The sequence below is a fragment of the Pseudomonas sp. NPDC087697 genome (assembly GCF_044743155.1).
GTDB lineage: Bacteria > Pseudomonadota > Gammaproteobacteria > Pseudomonadales > Pseudomonadaceae > Aquipseudomonas.
This window is the reverse complement of the sequence record NZ_JBIUVW010000048.1, coordinates 13929-33243: the sequence shown is the minus strand read 5'-3', so window position 1 is coordinate 33243 and position 19315 is coordinate 13929. Positions and strand designations below refer to the sequence as shown.

Below are 19315 nucleotides of genomic sequence, written 5' to 3'. Positions count from 1 at the left end.
CCGTTTGTGGCGTTCCCTTATAGGTGTCAGCAAACAATTGTGGGTTTACGTGGGCGCCTTCCAAAAAAGAATAAAAAAAGCCCCGCCCGGTCATCGCCCGGCGGGGCTTTTTTTGGCCTACTGCTACCACCCTGCTGTTACGGAAAAACTGAACTGTCAGGGAAATTGCTGGAGAGGCCCGGATTATATGGTGTCCCAGGGCAGGTTCGAACTGCCAACCTTCCCCTTAGGAGGGGGATGCTCTATCCAATTGAGCTACTGAGACACATGCCGGCCGCAAGGACATGCGGCGCGATGGACGGCGTGCATGTTAACGGGCAGACCCGGTTTTGTCATGTCGTCTGTAGGGCTTATTAAGTGTAGGCAAGCACCCGCACTTCAATGAGCGTGAACACTGCTCCAGACAACCAAACCTTTGGACGCTTGATTCATTGCGTCCCCCGATCTGGATCACAGAATCAAATTCGATCCGGTTTTGCGCTGACACCCTCTCGCTTCAGTAGAGCCAGCAAGTTGTCGACGGCAGTGGAAAGCTCGCCAGAATTGTCCAACTGAAAAATCCCTTCCGAGTATTCCTGAGCAGCATCCGTTGAAAACAGGGCATTGCGCTCAAGCCGGGCTTCGATTTCCTCAGCGCTCTCGCGCCCTCGCCGCTCAAGACGCTTGCGCAGAGCATCTGTTTTGACCGTCAGCAATATGGGTAACAGCGTCGGATAACGCGCCATAGCTTCAGGCAAATGACCTCTTGAGCCGTTGATCAGCACATGACGGCCTTCACTCAACCACTGATCGATCTCTGACGGGATACCGTAATCAAGCCCATTGGCAGACCAGCACAGTGCAAAACTGCCCTTGCGCCTCATCTGAGCAAATTGCTCCGTAGAAACACCCAAAGCGTCTTCGCCGACTGATTCAGCCGACCGGGTAATCACCCTGCGCGCCACAACGCAATTGAGCTGAAGCAGAGAATCGCGGGCGGCATCGATCAGGCTGTCCTTGCCGGAGCCGGACGGCCCCATCACGTAAATAAGTCTGCCGCGCGTCCCGATATCATCTCGCATTACTTGCTCGCACTAGTAAATCGGCCATTTGCCACTATTCTGTATCAGGTAAGGAACGAAGATCGTATCCGCATAGCATGCACGTTCAGGGGCGCTCAAGCACCCACCTGACGGCAAACAGGACGCGGTCAGATGTACGGACCCGGTAACTGTTTTCAAACCAGTCCGCATTTCTGATAATTGGTGCTGGCATAACGCCTGCTTCCAGTTCAATATTTGTCACAGAATTGACGCCAATGATCTGGCAAATTTGAGGCATGATGCGGGCCTCTATCAATTCAGGTTGAACATTTGGTAACGAAGCTTGTCCTACTGACATCCTGCGGCCAATTCCGAGAACCGCTCCCCTGAACTAACCGGTTAAATATATGCGCCCATTGAAACAGGCAATTTATTCCAGCCGTACGGCTGACAAGTTCGTCGTACGTCTGCCAGACGGGATGCGTGAACGCATTGCCGAGGTGGCTCGCAATCATCACCGCAGCATGAATTCCGAGATCATCGCGCGCCTGGAGCAGAGTCTTATTCAGGAAGGCGCGCTGGGCGAAGAATTGAGCATGCGCCTGGACAGCCCTGAGCTGTCACTGCACGAACGCGAACTGCTTCAACGCTTCCGTCAACTCTCTCACCGCCAGCAAAACGCACTGGTTTCGCTGATTGCCCATGACGCTGAAATGACCGCAGACGCCTCCTGATTACATCCCGAAAGCTCAAGCCAGCCATGTGCTGGCTTTTTTTTGCCTGAAATTCAGGCAATCGTTTTCTCGACAGCAAATTCAGTTGCCATCGACATTACGCTAATCGATTGAAAAATGAAGGTGCGCGGCCTGCTGGTTTGAGCAGGGCCACGCAATAGAAACTCAGAGCAGGAAGATTGTCGCCAGCCCCAGGAAGATGAAGAAGCCACCGCTGTCGGTCATGGCCGTGATCATGACGCTCGCGCCCATTGCAGGGTCGCGCCCGACGCGCGCCAGGGTCATCGGAATCAAAACCCCCATCAACGCCGCCAGCAACAGGTTCAAGGTCATGGCGGTAGTCATCACCACCCCCAGTGACCAACTGCCATACAGCAGGTAGGCCACCATGCCGATTACCCCGCCCCAGACCAGGCCATTGATCAAACCTACCGCCAGCTCCTTGCGCATGAGGCGCGAGGTATTACCGGTACTGACCTGATCGAGCGCCATGGCACGCACAATCATGGTGATCGTCTGGTTGCCGGAGTTACCGCCAATACCAGCGACAATCGGCATCAACGCCGCCAGGGCCACCAGCTTCTCGATAGAACCTTCAAACAAACCGATTACCCGCGATGCAACAAACGCGGTAATCAGGTTGATCGCCAGCCAGGCCCAACGGTTGCGCAGGGATTTCCAGACTGACGCGAAAATATCTTCCTCTTCACGCAGGCCCGCCATGTTGAGAACTTCGTTTTCGCTCTCTTCACGAATCAGGTCGACCATCTCGTCGATGGTCAGACGACCAATGAGCTTGTCGTTCTTGTCGACCACCGGCGCCGAAATCAAGTCATAACGCTCAAAAGCCTGTGCGGCATCGTAGGCGTCTTCATCCGGGTGAAAACTCACCGGGTCGCTGGCCATGACTTCCGAGACTTGCTTGTCAGGATCATTGACCAGCAGTCGTTTGATCGGCAGCACACCTTTGAGCACGCCGTCGTAGTCAACCACGAACAACTTGTCGGTATGACTTGGCAACTCTTTGAGGCGACGCAAGTAACGCAGAACCACTTCAAGACTGACATCCTCGCGGATCGTCACCATCTCGAAGTCCATCAATGCACCGACCTGCTCCTCGTCATAGGACAACGCGGAGCGAACGCGCTCACGCTGTTGACCATCGAGGGTTTCCATCAGCTCGTGGACGACGTCTCGCGGCAGCTCGGGGGCCAGGTCAGCAAGTTCGTCGGCATCCATCTCCTTGGCCGCAGCCAAGAGCTCCTGATCGTCCATATCAGCGATCAGGGTTTCACGAACCGAGTCGGACACTTCGAGCAGGATGTCGCCGTCGCGCTCGGCCTTGACCAACTGCCAGACAGTCAGACGCTCGGCGAGCGGCAAGGCTTCAAGTATGTAGGCAACGTCGGCGGAGTGCAGATCATCGAGTTTGCGTTGCAACTCGACGAGGTTTTGCCGGTGGACCAGGTTTTCGACCAGATCGTGATGATGACCTTCCTGGCGATGAGTCAGGTCTTCGACCACCCGCTGGCGCTGCAGCAGCTCAACGACTTGAGCAAGGCGGTCTTGCAAGCTTTCTTGCGTTTTCTTTACTTCAACTTCAGTCATAGGCGAACTCCACTCCCAGCAGCGGGGCACGCCGGAAGGATCAATCAGTCAATTCATGATTGGTAAAACGGGATACTGAGTAACTACTGGGTAAGTCCATGGAGGTATTCCACAAGCCCCGGCGGGGCTGACGGGCGCAATCATACACCGCTTGACGGCTTTGAACGTTAAAAAATCCGGCCAGGAACAAGCGCTTGCGACGCAAACCTGAACACTGTCCGCATCCGTGAAACTGCGACGACTCATCCTGAAAAGAAAACACGCCACCACTGAAAAATGTAGTGACTACCCTTGATCGTGACTGTCATGGAGGACGCCCAATGCCCAGGAAAATACTCGCAACCCTGTTGATCGCCCTGCTCTGCCTGTCCCTGCAGGCCACTGCAACGACTGTGCATCGATGCGAAGACGCCAAGGGCCGCATTACCTACACGACGCTGAGCTGCCCTCCTGGAGAGGCACTGTCGCGGCAGAACATTTACAACCCAAGCCTTTTCAAATTCGAGGCAATGCTTCCCGGCGCCAACCATCAGGAAACATCAGGTATCAAAAGCACACCGAGAGATCCGACCGTTGTCGGCCAAATGAATGACAAATGCGGAAATCTACTCAGCGCCAAGGAGCGTCGCGAAGCGATCATCAATCAGCGGATCATTCCAGGCATGAGCCAGCAGGAAGTTGAAAGCGCACTGGGTAAACCAGACAAGATCAGTATTCGGAACGCGACAACGAATTATCGCTACGACAGCAAGAAAGGTCGTAGCGCGCAAATCGTGTTCGATGAGAAGGGATGTGTAAAAGGCAAATCCCAGACAGCAAAAAGCCCGCGTTAGACGCAGGCTTTTTGGTGTTTGGTGCACTCGACAGGATTCGAACCTGTGACCGCTCGGTTCGTAGCCGAGTACTCTATCCAGCTGAGCTACGAGTGCAATTTGTGTTTTTAGACCAGATCACAACTGGTTGAAGCAAGGTTACCTGCATGACTGCAAACAACCCTTAAATGGTGCACTCGACAGGATTCGAACCTGTGACCGCTCGGTTCGTAGCCGAGTACTCTATCCAGCTGAGCTACGAGTGCATTTGTTGCCGCGCATTATAGGCCGTTGAATCTTTTTGTAAAGCGCTTTTTTCTAGTAATTTCAACAACTTACCGAAGAAGCCAGATTACAACGTACTAAACAAATAATGGCGGAGAACGGGGGATTCGAACCCCCGACACCCTTTTGAGGTGTACTCCCTTAGCAGGGGAGCGCCTTCGGCCACTCGGCCAGCTCTCCGCAACACGGGGCGTATCTTAACCAACCTTTTCCCCGTTTGCAAACATAAAAAACGATAAAAATTAATGGCTTGGTTCGTCGTCCTTCTCTTTCTTGATCCGCAGGTAGATTTCCTCACGGTGAACAGCCACCTCTTTAGGCGCGTTAACGCCAATACGCACTTGATTTCCTTTGACGCCGAGCACGGTCACGGTGATTTCGCCATCACCAATAATCAGGCTTTCTGCGCACCGACGAGTCAGAATCAGCATACCTTTCTCCTCACGCATTTCATTTCAGGGACAACAGTCTGCAAAAAAAAGGCGCTCGACCTACAACCGGAACGATCGCAGCCCTACACGCCTAAGTATTGACCAGCACGAGCAAAAGAACAGGATTCTGTCGCGCCACTCAAGAAAACAAAGGGCGCGGTCAGACCGCGCCCTTTGGGCAACGCATCACTCGCCCTGTCGGGCCGGAGCGTCCAGTTCGAAAGCCGTGTGCAGCGCGCGCACAGCCAATTCCAGGTACTTCTCTTCGATCACTACGGAAACCTTGATTTCCGAAGTCGAGATCATCTGGATGTTGATGGTTTCTTTAGCCAGGGCTTCGAACATGCGACTGGCAACGCCTGCGTGAGAACGCATGCCGACGCCGACGATCGACACCTTGGCGATCTTGGTGTCGCCAACGACTTCACGGGCACCGATCTCGCGAGCGGTGTTTTCCAGCACGGTCTGGGCCGCCTGGTAGTCGTTGCGGTGCACAGTGAAGGTGAAGTCGGTGGTGTTATCGTGCGCAACGTTCTGCACGATCATGTCGACTTCGATGTTCGCGGCACTGATCGGGCCGAGAATCTTGAAGGCCACGCCCGGGGTGTCTGGCACGCCACGGATGGTCAGCTTGGCTTCATCGCGATTGAAAGCGATGCCGGAAATGATCGGCTGTTCCATGGATTCCTCTTCATCAATAGTAATGAGGGTGCCCGGACCCTCCTTGAAGCTGTGCAGTACGCGCAGCGGAACGTTGTACTTACCGGCGAACTCGACCGCACGGATCTGCAACACCTTGGAACCGAGGCTGGCCATTTCCAGCATCTCTTCAAACGTGATCTTGTCCAGGCGCTGAGCCACGGACACCACGCGCGGGTCGGTGGTATAGACGCCGTCGACATCGGTGTAGATCTGGCACTCATCAGCCTTCAGGGCCGCTGCCAGCGCCACGCCGGTGGTGTCGGAACCGCCACGACCGAGGGTGGTGATGTTGCCGTGCTCATCGACGCCCTGGAAACCGGCAACGACAACCACGCGACCGGCCTTCAGGTCACCGCGAATCTTCTGGTCGTCAATCTGCAAGATACGCGCTTTATTGTGCGCGCTGTCCGTCAGAATCCGTACCTGGTTGCCGGTGTACGACACCGCCGGTACGCCGCGCTTGATCAGCGCCATGGCCAGCAGTGCAATCGTCACCTGCTCACCGGTGGAGACGATGACATCCAGCTCACGGGGAACCGGTTGATCGTCGCCACTGATTTGCTTGGCCAGATCGATCAGACGGTTGGTCTCGCCGCTCATTGCAGACAGCACAACCACCAGGTCATCGCCGGCATCGCGGAATTTCTTAACCTTGTCGGCGACCTGCTCGATTCTCTCGACAGTGCCGACTGAGGTGCCTCCAAATTTCTGTACGATCAAAGCCATTTCAAAGCCGCCTCTGCCCATGAAGGGCGCCCAATAATCACTCAAACAGCTGCAAGCCCGCCACTAGACGACGGGCTCGGCACGCTGCCTTAAATACCCTGCTCTACAAACGGCACGGTCAGGGCCAATGCAGCATCCAGTGCGCCAGCGTCAGTACCACCGCCTTGCGCCATGTCCGGACGACCACCGCCCTTCCCGCCCACTGCCGCAGCGGCTTGCTTCATCAAATCACCGGCTTTGAGTTGGCCAGTCAGGTCCTTGGTCACACCCGCTACCAATACGACCTTTTCCTCATGGACACTGCCGAGCAGGATCACTGCGCGACCGAGTTTGTTCTTCAGTTGATCGACCAGCGCCAGCAGCGCCTTGCCATCCTGACCATCGAGACGCACGGCCAGGACTTTCACGCCTTTGACGTCCTGGGCAGAAGCCGACAGGTCGTCGCCCGCCGCACTGGCGGCCTTGGCTTGCAACTGCTCGAGTTGCTTTTCCAGCAGACGGTTGCGCTCAAGCACAGCCGACAGCTTGTCGATCAGGTTGTCGCGGCTGCCCTTGACCAGGTTGGCCGCTTCCTTGAGTTGCTCTTCCGCAGCGTTCAGGTAAGCCAGTGCCGCAGCGCCTGTCACTGCTTCAATACGACGTACGCCAGAAGCCACGCCGCCTTCGCTGATGATTTTCAGCAGGCCGATGTCGCCGGTGCGACTGGCGTGGATGCCACCGCACAGCTCGACGGAGAAGTCGCCGCCCATGCTCAGTACGCGCACGCTGTCGCCGTACTTCTCGCCGAACAGCGCCATGGCGCCTTTTTGCTTGGCGGTATCGATGTCGGTTTCTTCGGTTTCAACGTCGGAGTTCTTGCGAATTTCGGCGTTGACGATTTCTTCCAGCGCTTTGAGCTGTTCAGGCTTGATCGCTTCAAAGTGACTGAAGTCAAAGCGTAGACGCTGACTGTCGACCAACGAGCCTTTCTGCTGAACGTGCCCGCCCAGCACCTGACGCAATGCCGCGTGCAGCAAGTGAGTCGCGGAGTGGTTGAGCGAAGTGGCGTGACGTACGTCGGCATCCACTTGGGCCTGAACGGGCGAGCCAACGATCAGGCTGCCCGAATCCAGCACACCGTGGTGCAGGAACGCACCGCCGGTCTTGGTGGTGTCGCGCACGTCGAAACGCGCAGCGCCAGCCTGGAGGAAGCCGCAATCACCGATCTGACCACCGGATTCCGCATAGAACGGTGTCTGATCGAGAACGACCACGCCCTCTTCGCCTTCGCTCAATACGTCGACCGATTGCCCGTCTTTATACAGAGCAACGACTTTGGCCGAACCGCTGTGAGCGGTGTAACCGGTGAACTCGGTGGCCACGTCAACCTTGACCAGGCTGTTGTAATCCATACCGAAGGAGCTGGCCGAACGTGCACGGACGCGCTGGGCTTCCATTTCGCGCTCGAAGCCCGCTTCGTCGATGGTCAGGCTGCGCTCGCGAGCGATGTCGCCGGTCAGGTCCATCGGGAAGCCGTAGGTGTCGTACAACTTGAACACCACGTCGCCTGGCACCACATCGCCTTTGAGTTCAGCCAGATCCTGCTCGAGAATCTTCAGACCCTGCTCCAGGGTTTTGGCGAACTGCTCTTCTTCGGCTTTCAGCACACGCTCGATGTGCGCCTGCTGGGATTTCAGCTCAGGGAAGGCTACGCCCATCTCGGCAACCAGTGCGCCAACGATCTGATAGAAGAAGCTGCCCTTGGCGCCCAGCTTGTTGCCGTGACGGCAAGCGCGGCGAATGATCCGGCGCAGCACGTAGCCGCGACCTTCGTTGGACGGCAGCACGCCGTCGGCGACCAGGAAACCGCAGGAACGAATGTGGTCAGCCACGACTTTCAGCGAAGCCTGGTTGTCGTTGGTGCAACCGATGGCCTTGGCCGAAGCGCTCAGCAGGCTCTGGAACAGGTCGATTTCATAGTTCGAGTGAACGTGCTGCAGCACGGCACTGATCCGCTCAAGACCCATGCCGGTATCCACCGACGGCGCTGGCAACGGGTGCAACACGCCATCGGCGGTGCGGTTGAACTGCATGAACACGTTGTTCCAGATTTCGATGTAACGGTCGCCGTCTTCTTCCGGCGAGCCTGGTGGGCCACCCCAGATGTCGGCGCCGTGATCGTAGAAAATCTCGGTGCAAGGACCGCACGGGCCGGTATCGCCCATGGTCCAGAAGTTGTCGGACGCGTATGGCGCGCCTTTGTTGTCGCCGATACGAACCATGCGCTCGGCCGGAACCCCGACTTCCCTGGTCCAGATGTCGTACGCCTCGTCATCGCTGGCGTAGACCGTAACCCAGAGTTTTTCCTTCGGCAGGTTCAGCCACTTGTCGGAGGTCAGGAAAGTCCAGGCGTAAGTGATCGCATCACGCTTGAAGTAGTCACCGAAGCTGAAGTTACCCAGCATTTCGAAGAAAGTGTGGTGACGGGCGGTATAACCGACGTTTTCCAGGTCGTTGTGCTTGCCACCGGCGCGAACGCACTTCTGGCTGCTGACGGCGCGGGTATAGGCGCGCTTTTCCTGGCCCAGAAAGCAGTCCTTGAACTGGTTCATCCCCGCGTTAGTGAACAGCAGGGTTGGGTCGTTGCCCGGAATCAAAGAGCTGGAGGCTACACGGGTGTGGCCTTGCTCTTCGAAGAAGCGAAGGAAGGCTTCACGGATTTCTGCGCTTTTCATTAGGTTCTTCCACGGAGGCTGCGGCCAAAGGCCTGTGCGAATCGTCAACGGACGAAGCGACGGCAAAGGGCCGCATTATATCGGCCCTGCGCGCGCGGTACAGCGTGTTTATACGATAGAAACGGTCAATTGGACGGCCAGCATTATCATTTACGGGAAAAGTCGACGAAAGTCGCGATCACCTGCTCGATCTGCACCCGGCTGACGTCCATGTGAGTGACCATGCGCAAGCGTGAGGCGGCGCTGAGCTTGATCCCGCGCTCAGCGGCAAACGCCTTGATAGAATCGGCTTTGTCGCCCATCTGTACGTAAACCATATTGGTCTGCACCGGCTCGACTTCATACCCTGCCGCTCGCAGGCCTTCAGCCAAAAACTGCGCGTTGGCGTGGTCATCCGCCAGGCGCTGCACGTTGTGATCCAGCGCATACAAGCCTGCCGCCGCGAGAATGCCGGCTTGACGCATGCCGCCACCGACCATCTTGCGCAGACGACGGGCCTTGCCAATCAACTCGGCCGAACCACAGAGCACCGAACCGATCGGCGCGCCAAGGCCTTTAGACAGGCACACCGACACCGAATCGAAGTGCTGAGTGATTTCCCGCGCATCCACGCCCAGCTTGACCGCTGCGTTGTATAACCGCGCGCCATCCAGGTGCAGTGACAAACCCTGTTCACGGGTAAAGCTTCGAGCTCGCGCCAGGTACTCCAGCGGCAACACTTTGCCTTGCATGGTGTTTTCCAGCGCCAGCAAACGGGTCCGGGCGAAGTGGAAGTCATCCGGTTTGATAGCGGCCGCCACCTGAGCCAGGTCCAGCGAACCGTCGGCCTGAACTTCCAGCGGCTGCGGCTGGATCGAGCCCAGCACCGCTGCCCCGCCACCTTCGTACTTATAGGTGTGCGCCTGTTGGCCGACGATGTACTCGTCACCGCGCTCGCAGTGAGCCATCAACCCCAGCAAGTTGCTCATGGTGCCCGTCGGCACGAACAGCGCCGCGGCGAACCCCAGACGTCTGGCCAGTTCAGCTTCAAGGTGATTGACCGTTGGATCTTCGCCGTAGACGTCATCCCCGGTGACCGCCGTGGCCATCGCGTCAAGCATCCCTGCGGTCGGTTGGGTGACTGTGTCGCTACGAAGATCGATAACGCTCATGAATCAGGCCTCGGAATAGGACGCTAACGTCGCTGCTGATAAGGGAAATCTTTTTCGAAGAGGATTACTGCGGCCAACGCCGCGATTAATCAAGGCCTGAGCCAGGAAAAGACTGCTCAAGCCAACGGAAAAACCGATATATATCATCAGAAAGCAGCGATGCGCAGCCCACAAATATGTGTTAAAAACTCTCCGCCGCCAGAAAATCTGGCAGCAAAACGTTCTCAGGGCGGGGTGCAACTCCCCACCGGCGGTAATTGCGCGCAATGCGCATAGCCCGCGAGCGCTTGGTGTCACTTAAGCCTTGGGCAGTGGTGATGGCAAGGTCAGCAGACCCGGTGTGATCCCGGGGCCGACGGTCATAGTCCGGATGAAGAGAGAACGGGATTGGCACCAAAGGGCCGTCCGTGGGCAGCGCGCATGCACTGCACGCCTGACCTGCACGTACCCTTAAATCCCATTCGATTCATAACGCCCTGTTTTTCACACAAACAGGAGTCAGAACAGATGCAACCCACCGCAATCGATAGCAAAAGCAAAAACCATCAGGGCGAACGCGTAGCGTTTATCCAGGCGTGCTGGCACAAGGAAATCGTTGATCAAAGCCGTAAGGGCTTCGTCACCGAAATGGTCGCTCAGGGCTATCAGGAATCGGATATCGACTTTTTTGAAGTCGGCGGCGCCTTTGAAATTCCCCTGCACGCCAAGCTGCTGGCCAAGTCCGGCCGTTACGCGGGCATCGTCGCTGCAGGTTTAGTGGTTGACGGCGGCATCTACCGTCACGAGTTCGTCGCCCAGTCAGTGATCAGCGGCCTGATGCAGGTTCAGCTGGAAACTGAAGTGCCAGTGTTCTCGGTCGTGCTGACCCCGCATCACTTCCATGCAGGCGAAGAGCACCAGAAGTTCTTCTTCGAGCACTTCGTGCACAAAGGTCAGGAAGCGGCGAAGACCTGCGCCGATACGCTGCACAAGATGCGTGCCTTGCGTCGCAGCGAGCCTCGTGCGGTAGCCGTCTAAGCCTCACACCCGCTCTCTGGGATGATGCAATACCTGTGGGAGCGAGCCTGCTCGCGATGGCGGACTAACAGTCAACATCGTCGTTGAATGTTAAACCGCTATCGCGAGCAGGCTCGCTCCCACATTGGTTCTCGGTTTGGCTTGAGATTCAGGTCAGACCAGATTTTCGGCAGTAGTCGGCACTATCAAAATGCCGGCGCGCAGGCCGTTCTTGACCTTCGGGTTCGGAAAGATGATTCGCGCCCCTTCCTCCTCGACGATCCAGCGGGTCTGGGCGATGTCCTCGGCCAGCAGATACCCCTTTTTCAGCTCCGAGAAATTCTCGATGTCCGCCGGCAGGTTCAAGTGGAAGCTGTCGCTGTGCTTGATGATTTCCCGCGCCACGCTGAACAGTTGCAAACCATCCAGACTCTCTTCTGCCAACTCCGGCTCGGTGCCTTCGATGATCTGCTTCAAAAGGGTTTCGAGACGCGAGACATTAACCCCGTCGTTCTGCCCGAACGGTCGGGCCTTGCCCAGCTCAAGGGTGAAAGACTCGGCATCGAGCTTGTCGTAGGTGTACGAACTGAAAACGATGGACGGCTTGTTCTGCAACAGCACCGCCTCCATGCCGGCAGCGCGCAGGCGGGCCAGTTCATGACGGGAATGCTGGCGACCTTCTTTCCAGGGATACAGCGCGAACTGCTCGATTTTCGATCCACGGATCGCGGTGTGCAGGTCGTAGTGCAAACGGTCGCGGTCGGGCAGATTGAAGAAACTTGCTGCCAGACGCTCCAGCTCACAGGCTCGCAGCGCTTCGGAACCACTGCTGAGTTCGTGACGGCCATTGAACAGCCGATTGACGTCCTGCTCGATAAAACGCTCGCCGCGGCGCATGGCCTCGGGGTTGCCGAACAGAAACAGAATACGTGCGCGCGGCTTCAACTCACCGCGGGCGATGTCATGCAACAGGCGATCGAGCAACTCGATCGGTGCTGTTTCGTTACCGTGGATGCCGGCCGACAACAGCAAGTCCAGGCCATTGTCGCGAGCCTCCGGTGGCCGCACTTCCAGCGCACCTTCGCTCAGCCAGCGCATCCGCACGCCTTCGACAGTCAGTTGAGTCTTCTCCGCCGGTTCACGGCCGGCGAGGGTCAGTTCAAGCAGTTTGCCGAGGGCGAGCATAGAGCGAATTCCTTAGTGATCGTGTTTGCAATCCGGGCCATGCACATGGTCTTCGTCACCGACTTCAGCCGGTTCCATTTCCAGTTGCAGACTTACCAGATTAGTCGCCAATGGGCGCAGCAGCAGGTTGGCGTATTCAGCATCACCTTCTTCGACATCGACACCGATCAGCAATTGGCCACGGCCGTCTTGCTGAATCCACAACTCTTTGCCTTGCCACATGACCGCAACGCGGGTGCAGGAGGTTTCCAGTTGAGTGCCGTCGGTGTCTTCAAGAATCAGCTGCAGGGTATCGCTCATTATTACGTTCTCATCTGGAGATAAAGCAACGCGTCCGACTCTTCATGAGCAGGACGCGGGCTTTCAATTGATCTGGAATGGATAAACCGCGCCCAGTTTAAGGATTTGCGTCAGTTCATCCAGTGCCGTCCGGCACTCAAGCAACAATTGTGGGTCCGCCAGATCGTTTTCGGTCATGCGGTCACGGTAGTGCTTGTCGACCCATTGGGTCAGCGTGCCATACAACGGCGGGGTCATGATAACCCCTGGGTTGACGGCCGCCAGCTCGGTTTCATTCAGTGCGACACGCAACCGCAGGCAAGCCGGGCCACCGCCGTTCTGCATGCTTTGCTTGAGATCGAAGACTTTCACTTCGCGAATCAGGCCGCCGGAGCTGGTCAGCTCTTGCAGGTACTGCCAGACGCGCGGGTTGTTCTGGCACTCTTGCGGCACGATCAGCAGCATCGAACCGTCAGCGCGAGACAGCAACTGGCTGTTGAACAGATAGGAACGCACGGCGTCTTCGACCGATACCTGGGAGCGCGGTACGCAGATCGCCTTGAACTGGCCGCCACGCTTGGCGAGCTTGGCCGAAAGCTCAGCGAGCATCTGTTCGGTGTCGAGGAACGCGTCCTCGTGATAGAACAGCGCTTCGCCGTTACCGACTGCGATCACATCGTTATGGAACACGCCCTGGTCGATCACCGAAGGATTCTGCTGAGCGTACACCACGCCGTCATCGCTCAAGCCGTGCAAACGGGCAACCGCTTGCGAAGCTTCGAGGGTCTGACGCGCCGGGTACTTCTGCGGTGCCGGGTAGCGAGTATCAAACGCGCTGCGACCGAACACAAAGAACTCGACACCGGCTTCGCCGTATTCACGGCAGAAACGCGTGTGGTTGGCCGCGCCTTCGTCACCGAACTGCGCCACGGCAGGCAATGCTGCGTGGTGGGCGAAGTGTTTCTGGTCAGCGAACATCGCCCCCAGCACGCGGCTGGTGGTCGGGTGTTCGATGCTGCGGTGGTATTTGCAGTTGAGGTTGGCGGCAGTGAAGTGCACGCGACCGTCTGCGGTGTCAGCGCTTGGGCTGACCGTGGCGGCGTTGGCCACCCACATGCTCGACGCCGAGCAACTGGCAACCAGCAACGGCATCGCCTGTTTGGCGGCTTGCTCGATCACTTGAGCGTCGGTGCCGCTGAAACCCAGGCTACGCAGTCCAGCCACATCCGGGCGCTCTTGCGGCGCAAGTACGCCTTGCTGAAAGCCCATTTCCATCAGCGCTTTCATTTTCGCCAGGCCTTGCAGCGCCGCTTCCTTCGGATTGGAAGACTGCTGACTGTTGCTCTGGGACGCGACGTTGCCGTAGGACAGACCGCCGTAGTTATGGGTCGGCCCCACTAGACCGTCAAAATTGACTTCATAGGATTTCATCAGCGAGGCTCCACGAGAATCTGTTGTTATAAATTCGGTTTGACCGCTTCGCGGTCATCGCGGGCAAGCCTTGCTCCTACAGGGATCACATCGAACCTGTAGGAGCATAGCTTGCTCGCGAAAGCGGTCTTACGACATCCGTACGCCTGGGGTCAGGGCGGCCGGCAGTGTCAGGCTCGGGGTTTCCAGCGAGGCTACCGGGTACGCGCAGTAATCCGCCGCGTAATAGGCGCTGGCGCGATGGTTGCCCGAGGCACCCACACCGCCGAATGGCGCGCTGCTCGCGGCGCCGGTCAGCTGTTTGTTCCAGTTGACGATACCGGCGCGGCTTTCCAGCCAGAACTGCTGGTAACGCGCTTCGGAATCCGACAGCAAACCTGCGGCCAGGCCGTATTGGGTGTCGTTGGCTTCAGCGATCGCCGCCTCGAAATCAGCGTAGCGGATCACTTGCAGCAACGGGCCGAACAGCTCTTCGTCAGGGCGATCGGCGACCGCGCTTACGTCAAGAATGCCTGGGGTCAGCAACGCGGCGTTAGCCCGTGGCTGAGTCATTTCCAGCAGCGACACGGCGCCGTTGGCCAGCAAGTGTTCTTGCGCGTCCATCAATGCTTTTGCGGCGGCCAGAGAAACCACCGAGCCCATGAACGGTGCTGGTTGCTGATCGAACGCGCCGACTTCGATAGTCGCGCTGACTGCCGCCAGACGCGCCAGAAGCGTGTCGCCCCAGGCGCCTTGCGGTACCAGCAAACGACGGGCGCAGGTGCAACGCTGACCGGCAGAAATGAACGCCGACTGAATAATGGTATACACCGCAGCGTCGAGGTCTGCGACCTGATCGACCACCAGCGGGTTGTTGCCGCCCATCTCCAGCGCGAGGATCTTGTCCGGACGACCGGAGAACTGCGCATGCAGGTGGTTGCCGGTACGGCTGGAACCGGTGAAGAACAGACCATCGATGCCCGGATTGGCCGCCAGAGCGATCCCGGTTTCACGCGCACCTTGCAGCAGGTTCAGTACGCCAGCCGGCAGGCCGGCTTCGATCCAGCACTTGACCGTCAGCTCGGCGACTTTCGGGGTCAGCTCGCTTGGCTTGAACAGCACGCTGTTACCGGCCAACAGCGCCGGAACGATGTGACCGTTCGGCAAATGCCCAGGAAAGTTATAAGGGCCAAACACTGCGACCACGCCGTGAGGCTTGTGGCGCAGCACGGCGGTGGCGTCGCCCAGCGGGCCGCTTTTCTCGCCAGTACGTTCGCGGTAGCTCTGCACCGAAATGGCGATCTTGTTGACCATGCTGGTCACTTCAGTCGCGGCTTCCCACAGTGGCTTACCGGTTTCTTCACCGATGCAGTGGGCCAGTTCGTCCGCATGTTTTTTCAGGCTGGCGGCAAAAGCTTCCAGCACACCGATGCGATCTTCCAGGGAACGTTTGGCCCAGGCCGGGAACGCCTGACGCGCGGCTTGCACGGCGCTTTCGACCTGAGCGGCGCTAGCGCCCTGCCCCGACCACAGGACTTGCTGGGTCACCGGGTTCAGCGATTCGAACGTGTCACCCTGGCCAGCCAGCCATTCACCTGCGATATAAAGCGAATTCATTATTTCGACTCCCGAGCAGCAGACAACGGCACGGCACGTACTTGATCGCCGGCATTGAGTTGAAGACGTTTGGCGGTCAGTTGGTCGACCACCAGCGTACCGGCGGCAAAGCGTGCTGGCGCGGCAGTGATCCGGCAGTCTTCGCGTTTGCGGTTGTGAATCAAAAATGGCGTCGCATCGTCACCTGGGGTACCGATGGCCAGCACCAGCGCCTGGCTGTCGCGGACCGCGCGGATCTTGCCGGTTTCGCATTCAACCGCAGGACCGGCGTCGAAGATGTCGACGTAACCCTGGTAGCTGAAACCTTCGCTCTTGAGCATCGCCAGCGCCGGCTCGGTGTCAGGGTGAACCTGGCCGATCACATTGCGCGCGTCCTCAGAGAGGAAGCAGGTATACAGCGGAAACTTCGGCATCAGCTCGGCGATGAACGCCTTGTTGCCCACGCCAGTCAGGTAATCAGCCTGGCTGAATTCCATTTTGAAGAAGTGCCGACCCAGGCTTTCCCAGAACGGCGAGCGCCCGGCTTCATCGGACACACCGCGCATCTCGGCGATAATCTTGTTACCGAACAACTGCGGGAACTCGGCGATGAACAACATCCGCGCCTTGGCCAACATACGGCCGTTGAGGCCGGAACGGTAATCGGCGTGCAGGAACAATGAGCACAGCTCGGAATTACCGGTCAAGTCGTTGGCCAGGAACAGCGTCGGGATTTCGCGGTAGATGTTCAGCTCTTGCGATGCGCTGACGGTCAGACCGACCCGGAAGTTGTACCAAGGCTCACGCAGGCCGACAGCGCCGGCAATGGCGGAGATACCGACCACGCGACCGTTATCGTCTTCGAGCACGAACAGGTAATCCGCGTCGCCGCGCCCCGCTTCGCCGCGAAAGGTCTTTTCAGCCCAGCCAACCCGATGAGACAGACGCTCTTCGTTGGCCGGCAAGGTGGTCAGGCCGGTGCCGGTGCTGCGGGCCAGGTCGATCAGAGCGGGTAAATCGCTGCTGCGTACGGGACGAACGATCATGCTATCTCCTCAAACGGGCCGCTTGCGCCACCCGTGAAACTCGCTGCTTTCTGGAGTTCTTTCCAGGCACTCTTTAATAGGCACTCTTTATAGGCACAGCGGCAGGCGTTAAACCGCCACCAGGCGTACGCTGGCACCTTCACCGACGCCCAGGGCTTCGGCTGCTTCAAGATCCAGAGTCACCGGTTTACCCGGCGCATAGTCCAGCTCGAGCAATATCGCGCGGTAATCCTGCAACTGGGCGTTGGCCACCAGGTACTGACGACCGGCACCTTTGACGGGTTCGCCAATCTTCACCGGCACCACACGGCTCTGGGCGATCGAACGAATCCCCGAAACACGTGCGTGCAGCGTTGGGCCGCCGTCGAAAATATCGATGTAGTGGTCGGTCTCGAAGCCTTCGCGCATCAGGATGTCGAAGGTGATCTGCGCACGTGGGTGCACCTGGCCCATCGCCTCTTGGGCGGAGTCCGGCAGCAGCGGCACGTAGATCGGGTAATGCGGCATCAGCTCGGCGAGGAAAGTCCGGCTCTTGAGCCCGCACAAACGCTCGGCGGCGGCGTAGTTCAAGTCGAAGAAGTTACGACCGATGGCATCCCAGAACGGCGAGTCGCCGTTTTCGTCGCTGTAACCGACGATCTCGGTCACCACCGAATCAGCGAAACGCTCCGGATGGCTGGCGACGAACAGCAAGCGACCGCGAGAGTTGAGTTCCGACCAGGCCGAACCCACCAACTCCGGCAGTACGTAGAAGCTGGTCAGCAGACTGTTGCCGGTCAGGTCGTGGCACTGGGAGAGCACGTGGATCTTGTTATGAATCTTCAGCTCGCGAGAGGCGTGCACGAAGGTTTCATTTCGGAAACTGTAGAACGGCTCGGAATAACCGGCCGACGCAACGATGGCCGAGCAGCCGGCCAGTTTGCCGGTGGCGGTGTCTTCGAGGACGAAAAAATAGCTTTCTTCACCGTTGAAGCTGACTTCGGCAGCGAACGAGGCTTCGCTTGCTGCGATCTTGTCGCTCAGGCGTTCGACATCATCCGGCAAGGAGGTGACACCAATCGGGCTGTCCGCAGCCAGACGCTGTACCTCGCCCAGATCAGCCATTTGCGCGGGGCGCATCACCAGCATGGTGTCACTCCTTTCTCGAAAAAACACACAGAGGAAAAAATCCGGGTCGACCCTCAAGACACTTGGACTCAAGTGTGGGAGCGGGCTTGCTCGCGAAGAGGCCATGACATTCAACATTGATGCTGAATGTCAGTCCGCCTTCGCGAGCAAGCCCGCTCCCACCTGGATCTTGCCCGGACTAAAAATTGGGTTCGACGCCTGAATCCTCAGGCGTCGAAGGGTCGATCAGGCTTGAGTCAGTTTGGCCACGGCGCGCTCGAAGCGCTCCAGACCCTGCTCGATGTCCGCGTCTTCAACTACCAGGCTTGGCGCGAAACGAATCACGTCAGGACCGGCTTGCAGAATCATCAGGCCTTCTTTTTCGGCGGCGTTGAAGATGTCCTTGGCCTTGCCTTTCCAGGCCTCGCTCAAGACGCAACCGAGCAGCAGGCCCAGGCCTCGCACTTGGGTGAACAAGCCGTACTTGGCGCCGATCTGCTCCAGACGAGTCTTGAACAGATCGTGCTTGGCTTTGACGCCGTTCAACACTTCAGGGGTGTTGACCACGTCGATCACCGCTTCAGCGACGGCGCACGCCAACGGGTTGCCGCCGTAAGTGGTGCCGTGGGTGCCGACGACCAGGTGTTTGGCCAGGGCTTCGCTGGTCAGCATCGCCGCGATCGGGAAACCACCGCCCAGGCTCTTGGCGCTGGTCAGGATGTCCGGCGTCACGCCGTAATGCTGGTAAGCGAACAGCTCACCGCTGCGACCCATGCCAGTCTGTACTTCGTCGAAAATCAGCAGTGCGTTGTGTGCGGTGCACAGCTCACGAGCACCTTGCAGGTACGAAAGTTCAGCCGGCAATACGCCGCCTTCGCCCTGGATCGGCTCCAGCACTACCGCGCAAGTCTTGTCGGAAATGGCGGCTTTGAGCGCTTCCAGATCGTTGAACTTGACGTGAGTGATGCCGGTGATCTTCGGACCGAAACCATCGGAGTACTTCGACTGGCCACCGACGTTTACGGTGAACAGCGTACGGCCGTGGAAGCTGTTGAGCGCGGCGATGATTTCGTATTTCTCTGAACCGAAACGATCGTGAGCCACGCGACGGGCCAGCTTGAAGGCGGCCTCGTTGGCTTCGGCGCCGGAGTTGCAGAAGAACACGCGCTCGGCGAAGGTCGCGTCGATCAGCTTATGGGCCAGGCGCAAGGCCGGCTCATTGGTGAACACGTTGGACACGTGCCACAGCTTGTTCGCTTGTTCGGTCAAGGCACCGACCAGCGCCGGGTGCGCATGGCCCAATACGTTAACCGCAATCCCGCCGGCGAAGTCGATCAGCTCGCGGCCAGACTGGTCCCAAACGCGGGAACCGGCGCCACGTACCGGAATGAAAGCGGCAGGTGCATAGTTGGGAACCATTACCTGGTCAAAATCGGCGCGTTGTACCGCAGCGTGCTCAACGGACATCGGAGTCTCCTGATGAGAAACACCCGCCTGAAACTGGCGAGCGA

16 protein-coding genes, 4 tRNA genes and 1 riboswitch are annotated in these 19315 nt (G+C 58.2%); of the genes, 3 read left to right on the top strand and 17 right to left on the bottom strand.

What is annotated here, in order from left to right:
* Positions 1 to 188: 188 nt before the first annotated feature.
* Positions 189 to 265: transfer RNA gene (locus ACIPIN_RS24915), tRNA-Arg, on the bottom strand.
* A 193-nt stretch (positions 266 to 458) separates the two neighbouring features.
* The gene (gene phnN, locus ACIPIN_RS24910; RefSeq protein WP_401123357.1) at positions 459 to 1061 is read right to left on the bottom strand and encodes a phosphonate metabolism protein/1,5-bisphosphokinase (PRPP-forming) PhnN; all 603 of its coding nucleotides are present in this window, start codon (positions 1059 to 1061) and stop codon (positions 459 to 461) included.
* Between the two features lie 368 nt (positions 1062 to 1429).
* On the opposite strand from phnN, the gene ACIPIN_RS24905 reads away from it, so the two are divergent.
* Positions 1430 to 1756, top strand: a complete 327-nt coding sequence (locus tag ACIPIN_RS24905) for an Arc family DNA-binding protein (protein ID WP_008066583.1) — start codon at positions 1430 to 1432, stop codon at positions 1754 to 1756.
* A 165-nt stretch (positions 1757 to 1921) separates the two neighbouring features.
* On the opposite strand, the gene mgtE is transcribed toward ACIPIN_RS24905, so the two are convergent.
* Positions 1922 to 3364 (bottom strand): magnesium transporter, encoded by a 1443-nt coding sequence (gene mgtE / locus ACIPIN_RS24900; RefSeq protein WP_401123354.1) that lies wholly within the window; start codon positions 3362 to 3364, stop codon positions 1922 to 1924.
* 320 nt (positions 3365 to 3684) lie between these two features.
* On the opposite strand from mgtE, the gene ACIPIN_RS24895 reads away from it, so the two are divergent.
* Positions 3685 to 4197, top strand: coding sequence for a DUF4124 domain-containing protein (locus tag ACIPIN_RS24895; RefSeq protein ID WP_401123389.1), 513 nt, complete (start codon positions 3685 to 3687; stop codon positions 4195 to 4197).
* Positions 4198 to 4216: 19 nt separating this feature from the next.
* Here ACIPIN_RS24895 and ACIPIN_RS24890 read toward each other — a convergent pair.
* From ACIPIN_RS24890 to ltaE, 7 genes are all read right to left on the bottom strand, one after another.
* Positions 4217 to 4293, bottom strand: a tRNA-Arg gene (locus tag ACIPIN_RS24890).
* 72 nt (positions 4294 to 4365) lie between these two features.
* Positions 4366 to 4442 (bottom strand) — tRNA-Arg (locus tag ACIPIN_RS24885).
* Between the two features lie 108 nt (positions 4443 to 4550).
* A tRNA-Ser gene (locus ACIPIN_RS24880) sits at positions 4551 to 4641 on the bottom strand.
* Between the two features lie 62 nt (positions 4642 to 4703).
* On the bottom strand, positions 4704 to 4892 hold the full coding sequence (gene csrA / locus ACIPIN_RS24875; protein ID WP_003178872.1) for a carbon storage regulator CsrA: 189 nt from the start codon (positions 4890 to 4892) through the stop codon (positions 4704 to 4706).
* A 186-nt stretch (positions 4893 to 5078) separates the two neighbouring features.
* The gene (locus ACIPIN_RS24870) at positions 5079 to 6320 is read right to left on the bottom strand and encodes an aspartate kinase (RefSeq protein ID WP_262114057.1); all 1242 of its coding nucleotides are present in this window, start codon (positions 6318 to 6320) and stop codon (positions 5079 to 5081) included.
* Positions 6321 to 6409: 89 nt separating this feature from the next.
* Entirely contained in the window at positions 6410 to 9034 is a 2625-nt protein-coding gene (alaS, locus tag ACIPIN_RS24865; RefSeq protein ID WP_401123350.1) for an alanine--tRNA ligase, read from the bottom strand.
* A gap of 146 nt (positions 9035 to 9180) precedes the next feature.
* The gene (gene ltaE, locus ACIPIN_RS24860; protein ID WP_401123348.1) at positions 9181 to 10185 is read right to left on the bottom strand and encodes a low-specificity L-threonine aldolase; all 1005 of its coding nucleotides are present in this window, start codon (positions 10183 to 10185) and stop codon (positions 9181 to 9183) included.
* A 216-nt stretch (positions 10186 to 10401) separates the two neighbouring features.
* Positions 10402 to 10572: riboswitch (FMN riboswitch) on the top strand.
* A 120-nt stretch (positions 10573 to 10692) separates the two neighbouring features.
* On the opposite strand from ltaE, the gene ACIPIN_RS24855 reads away from it, so the two are divergent.
* Positions 10693 to 11202, top strand: a complete 510-nt coding sequence (locus tag ACIPIN_RS24855) for a 6,7-dimethyl-8-ribityllumazine synthase (RefSeq protein ID WP_401123345.1) — start codon at positions 10693 to 10695, stop codon at positions 11200 to 11202.
* Positions 11203 to 11355: 153 nt separating this feature from the next.
* On the opposite strand, the gene astE is transcribed toward ACIPIN_RS24855, so the two are convergent.
* The 7 genes from astE to ACIPIN_RS24820 form a co-directional block, all read right to left on the bottom strand.
* Positions 11356 to 12366 (bottom strand): succinylglutamate desuccinylase, encoded by a 1011-nt coding sequence (astE, locus tag ACIPIN_RS24850; protein ID WP_401123342.1) that lies wholly within the window; start codon positions 12364 to 12366, stop codon positions 11356 to 11358.
* A 12-nt stretch (positions 12367 to 12378) separates the two neighbouring features.
* Positions 12379 to 12666 carry a topoisomerase II gene (locus ACIPIN_RS24845; protein ID WP_262114062.1) on the bottom strand — a complete coding sequence of 96 codons (288 nt, stop codon included), beginning with the start codon at positions 12664 to 12666 and terminating at the stop codon, positions 12379 to 12381.
* 63 nt (positions 12667 to 12729) lie between these two features.
* A complete protein-coding gene (astB, locus tag ACIPIN_RS24840) occupies positions 12730 to 14076 on the bottom strand; it encodes an N-succinylarginine dihydrolase (RefSeq protein WP_401123339.1) in 1347 nt (448 codons plus the stop codon).
* A 129-nt stretch (positions 14077 to 14205) separates the two neighbouring features.
* Positions 14206 to 15675: a succinylglutamate-semialdehyde dehydrogenase gene (gene astD, locus ACIPIN_RS24835; RefSeq protein WP_401123387.1), complete on the bottom strand. Its 1470-nt coding sequence runs from the start codon at positions 15673 to 15675 to the stop codon at positions 14206 to 14208.
* The gene (gene astA / locus ACIPIN_RS24830) at positions 15672 to 16697 is read right to left on the bottom strand and encodes an arginine N-succinyltransferase (protein ID WP_123426779.1); all 1026 of its coding nucleotides are present in this window, start codon (positions 16695 to 16697) and stop codon (positions 15672 to 15674) included. The genes astD and astA overlap by 4 nt, the downstream gene beginning before the upstream one ends.
* A 108-nt stretch (positions 16698 to 16805) precedes the next feature.
* Positions 16806 to 17825 (bottom strand): arginine/ornithine succinyltransferase subunit alpha, encoded by a 1020-nt coding sequence (aruF, locus tag ACIPIN_RS24825; protein WP_401123336.1) that lies wholly within the window; start codon positions 17823 to 17825, stop codon positions 16806 to 16808.
* A 225-nt stretch (positions 17826 to 18050) separates the two neighbouring features.
* Positions 18051 to 19271, bottom strand: a complete 1221-nt coding sequence (locus tag ACIPIN_RS24820; protein WP_401123333.1) for an aspartate aminotransferase family protein — start codon at positions 19269 to 19271, stop codon at positions 18051 to 18053.
* Positions 19272 to 19315 lie beyond the last annotated feature (44 nt).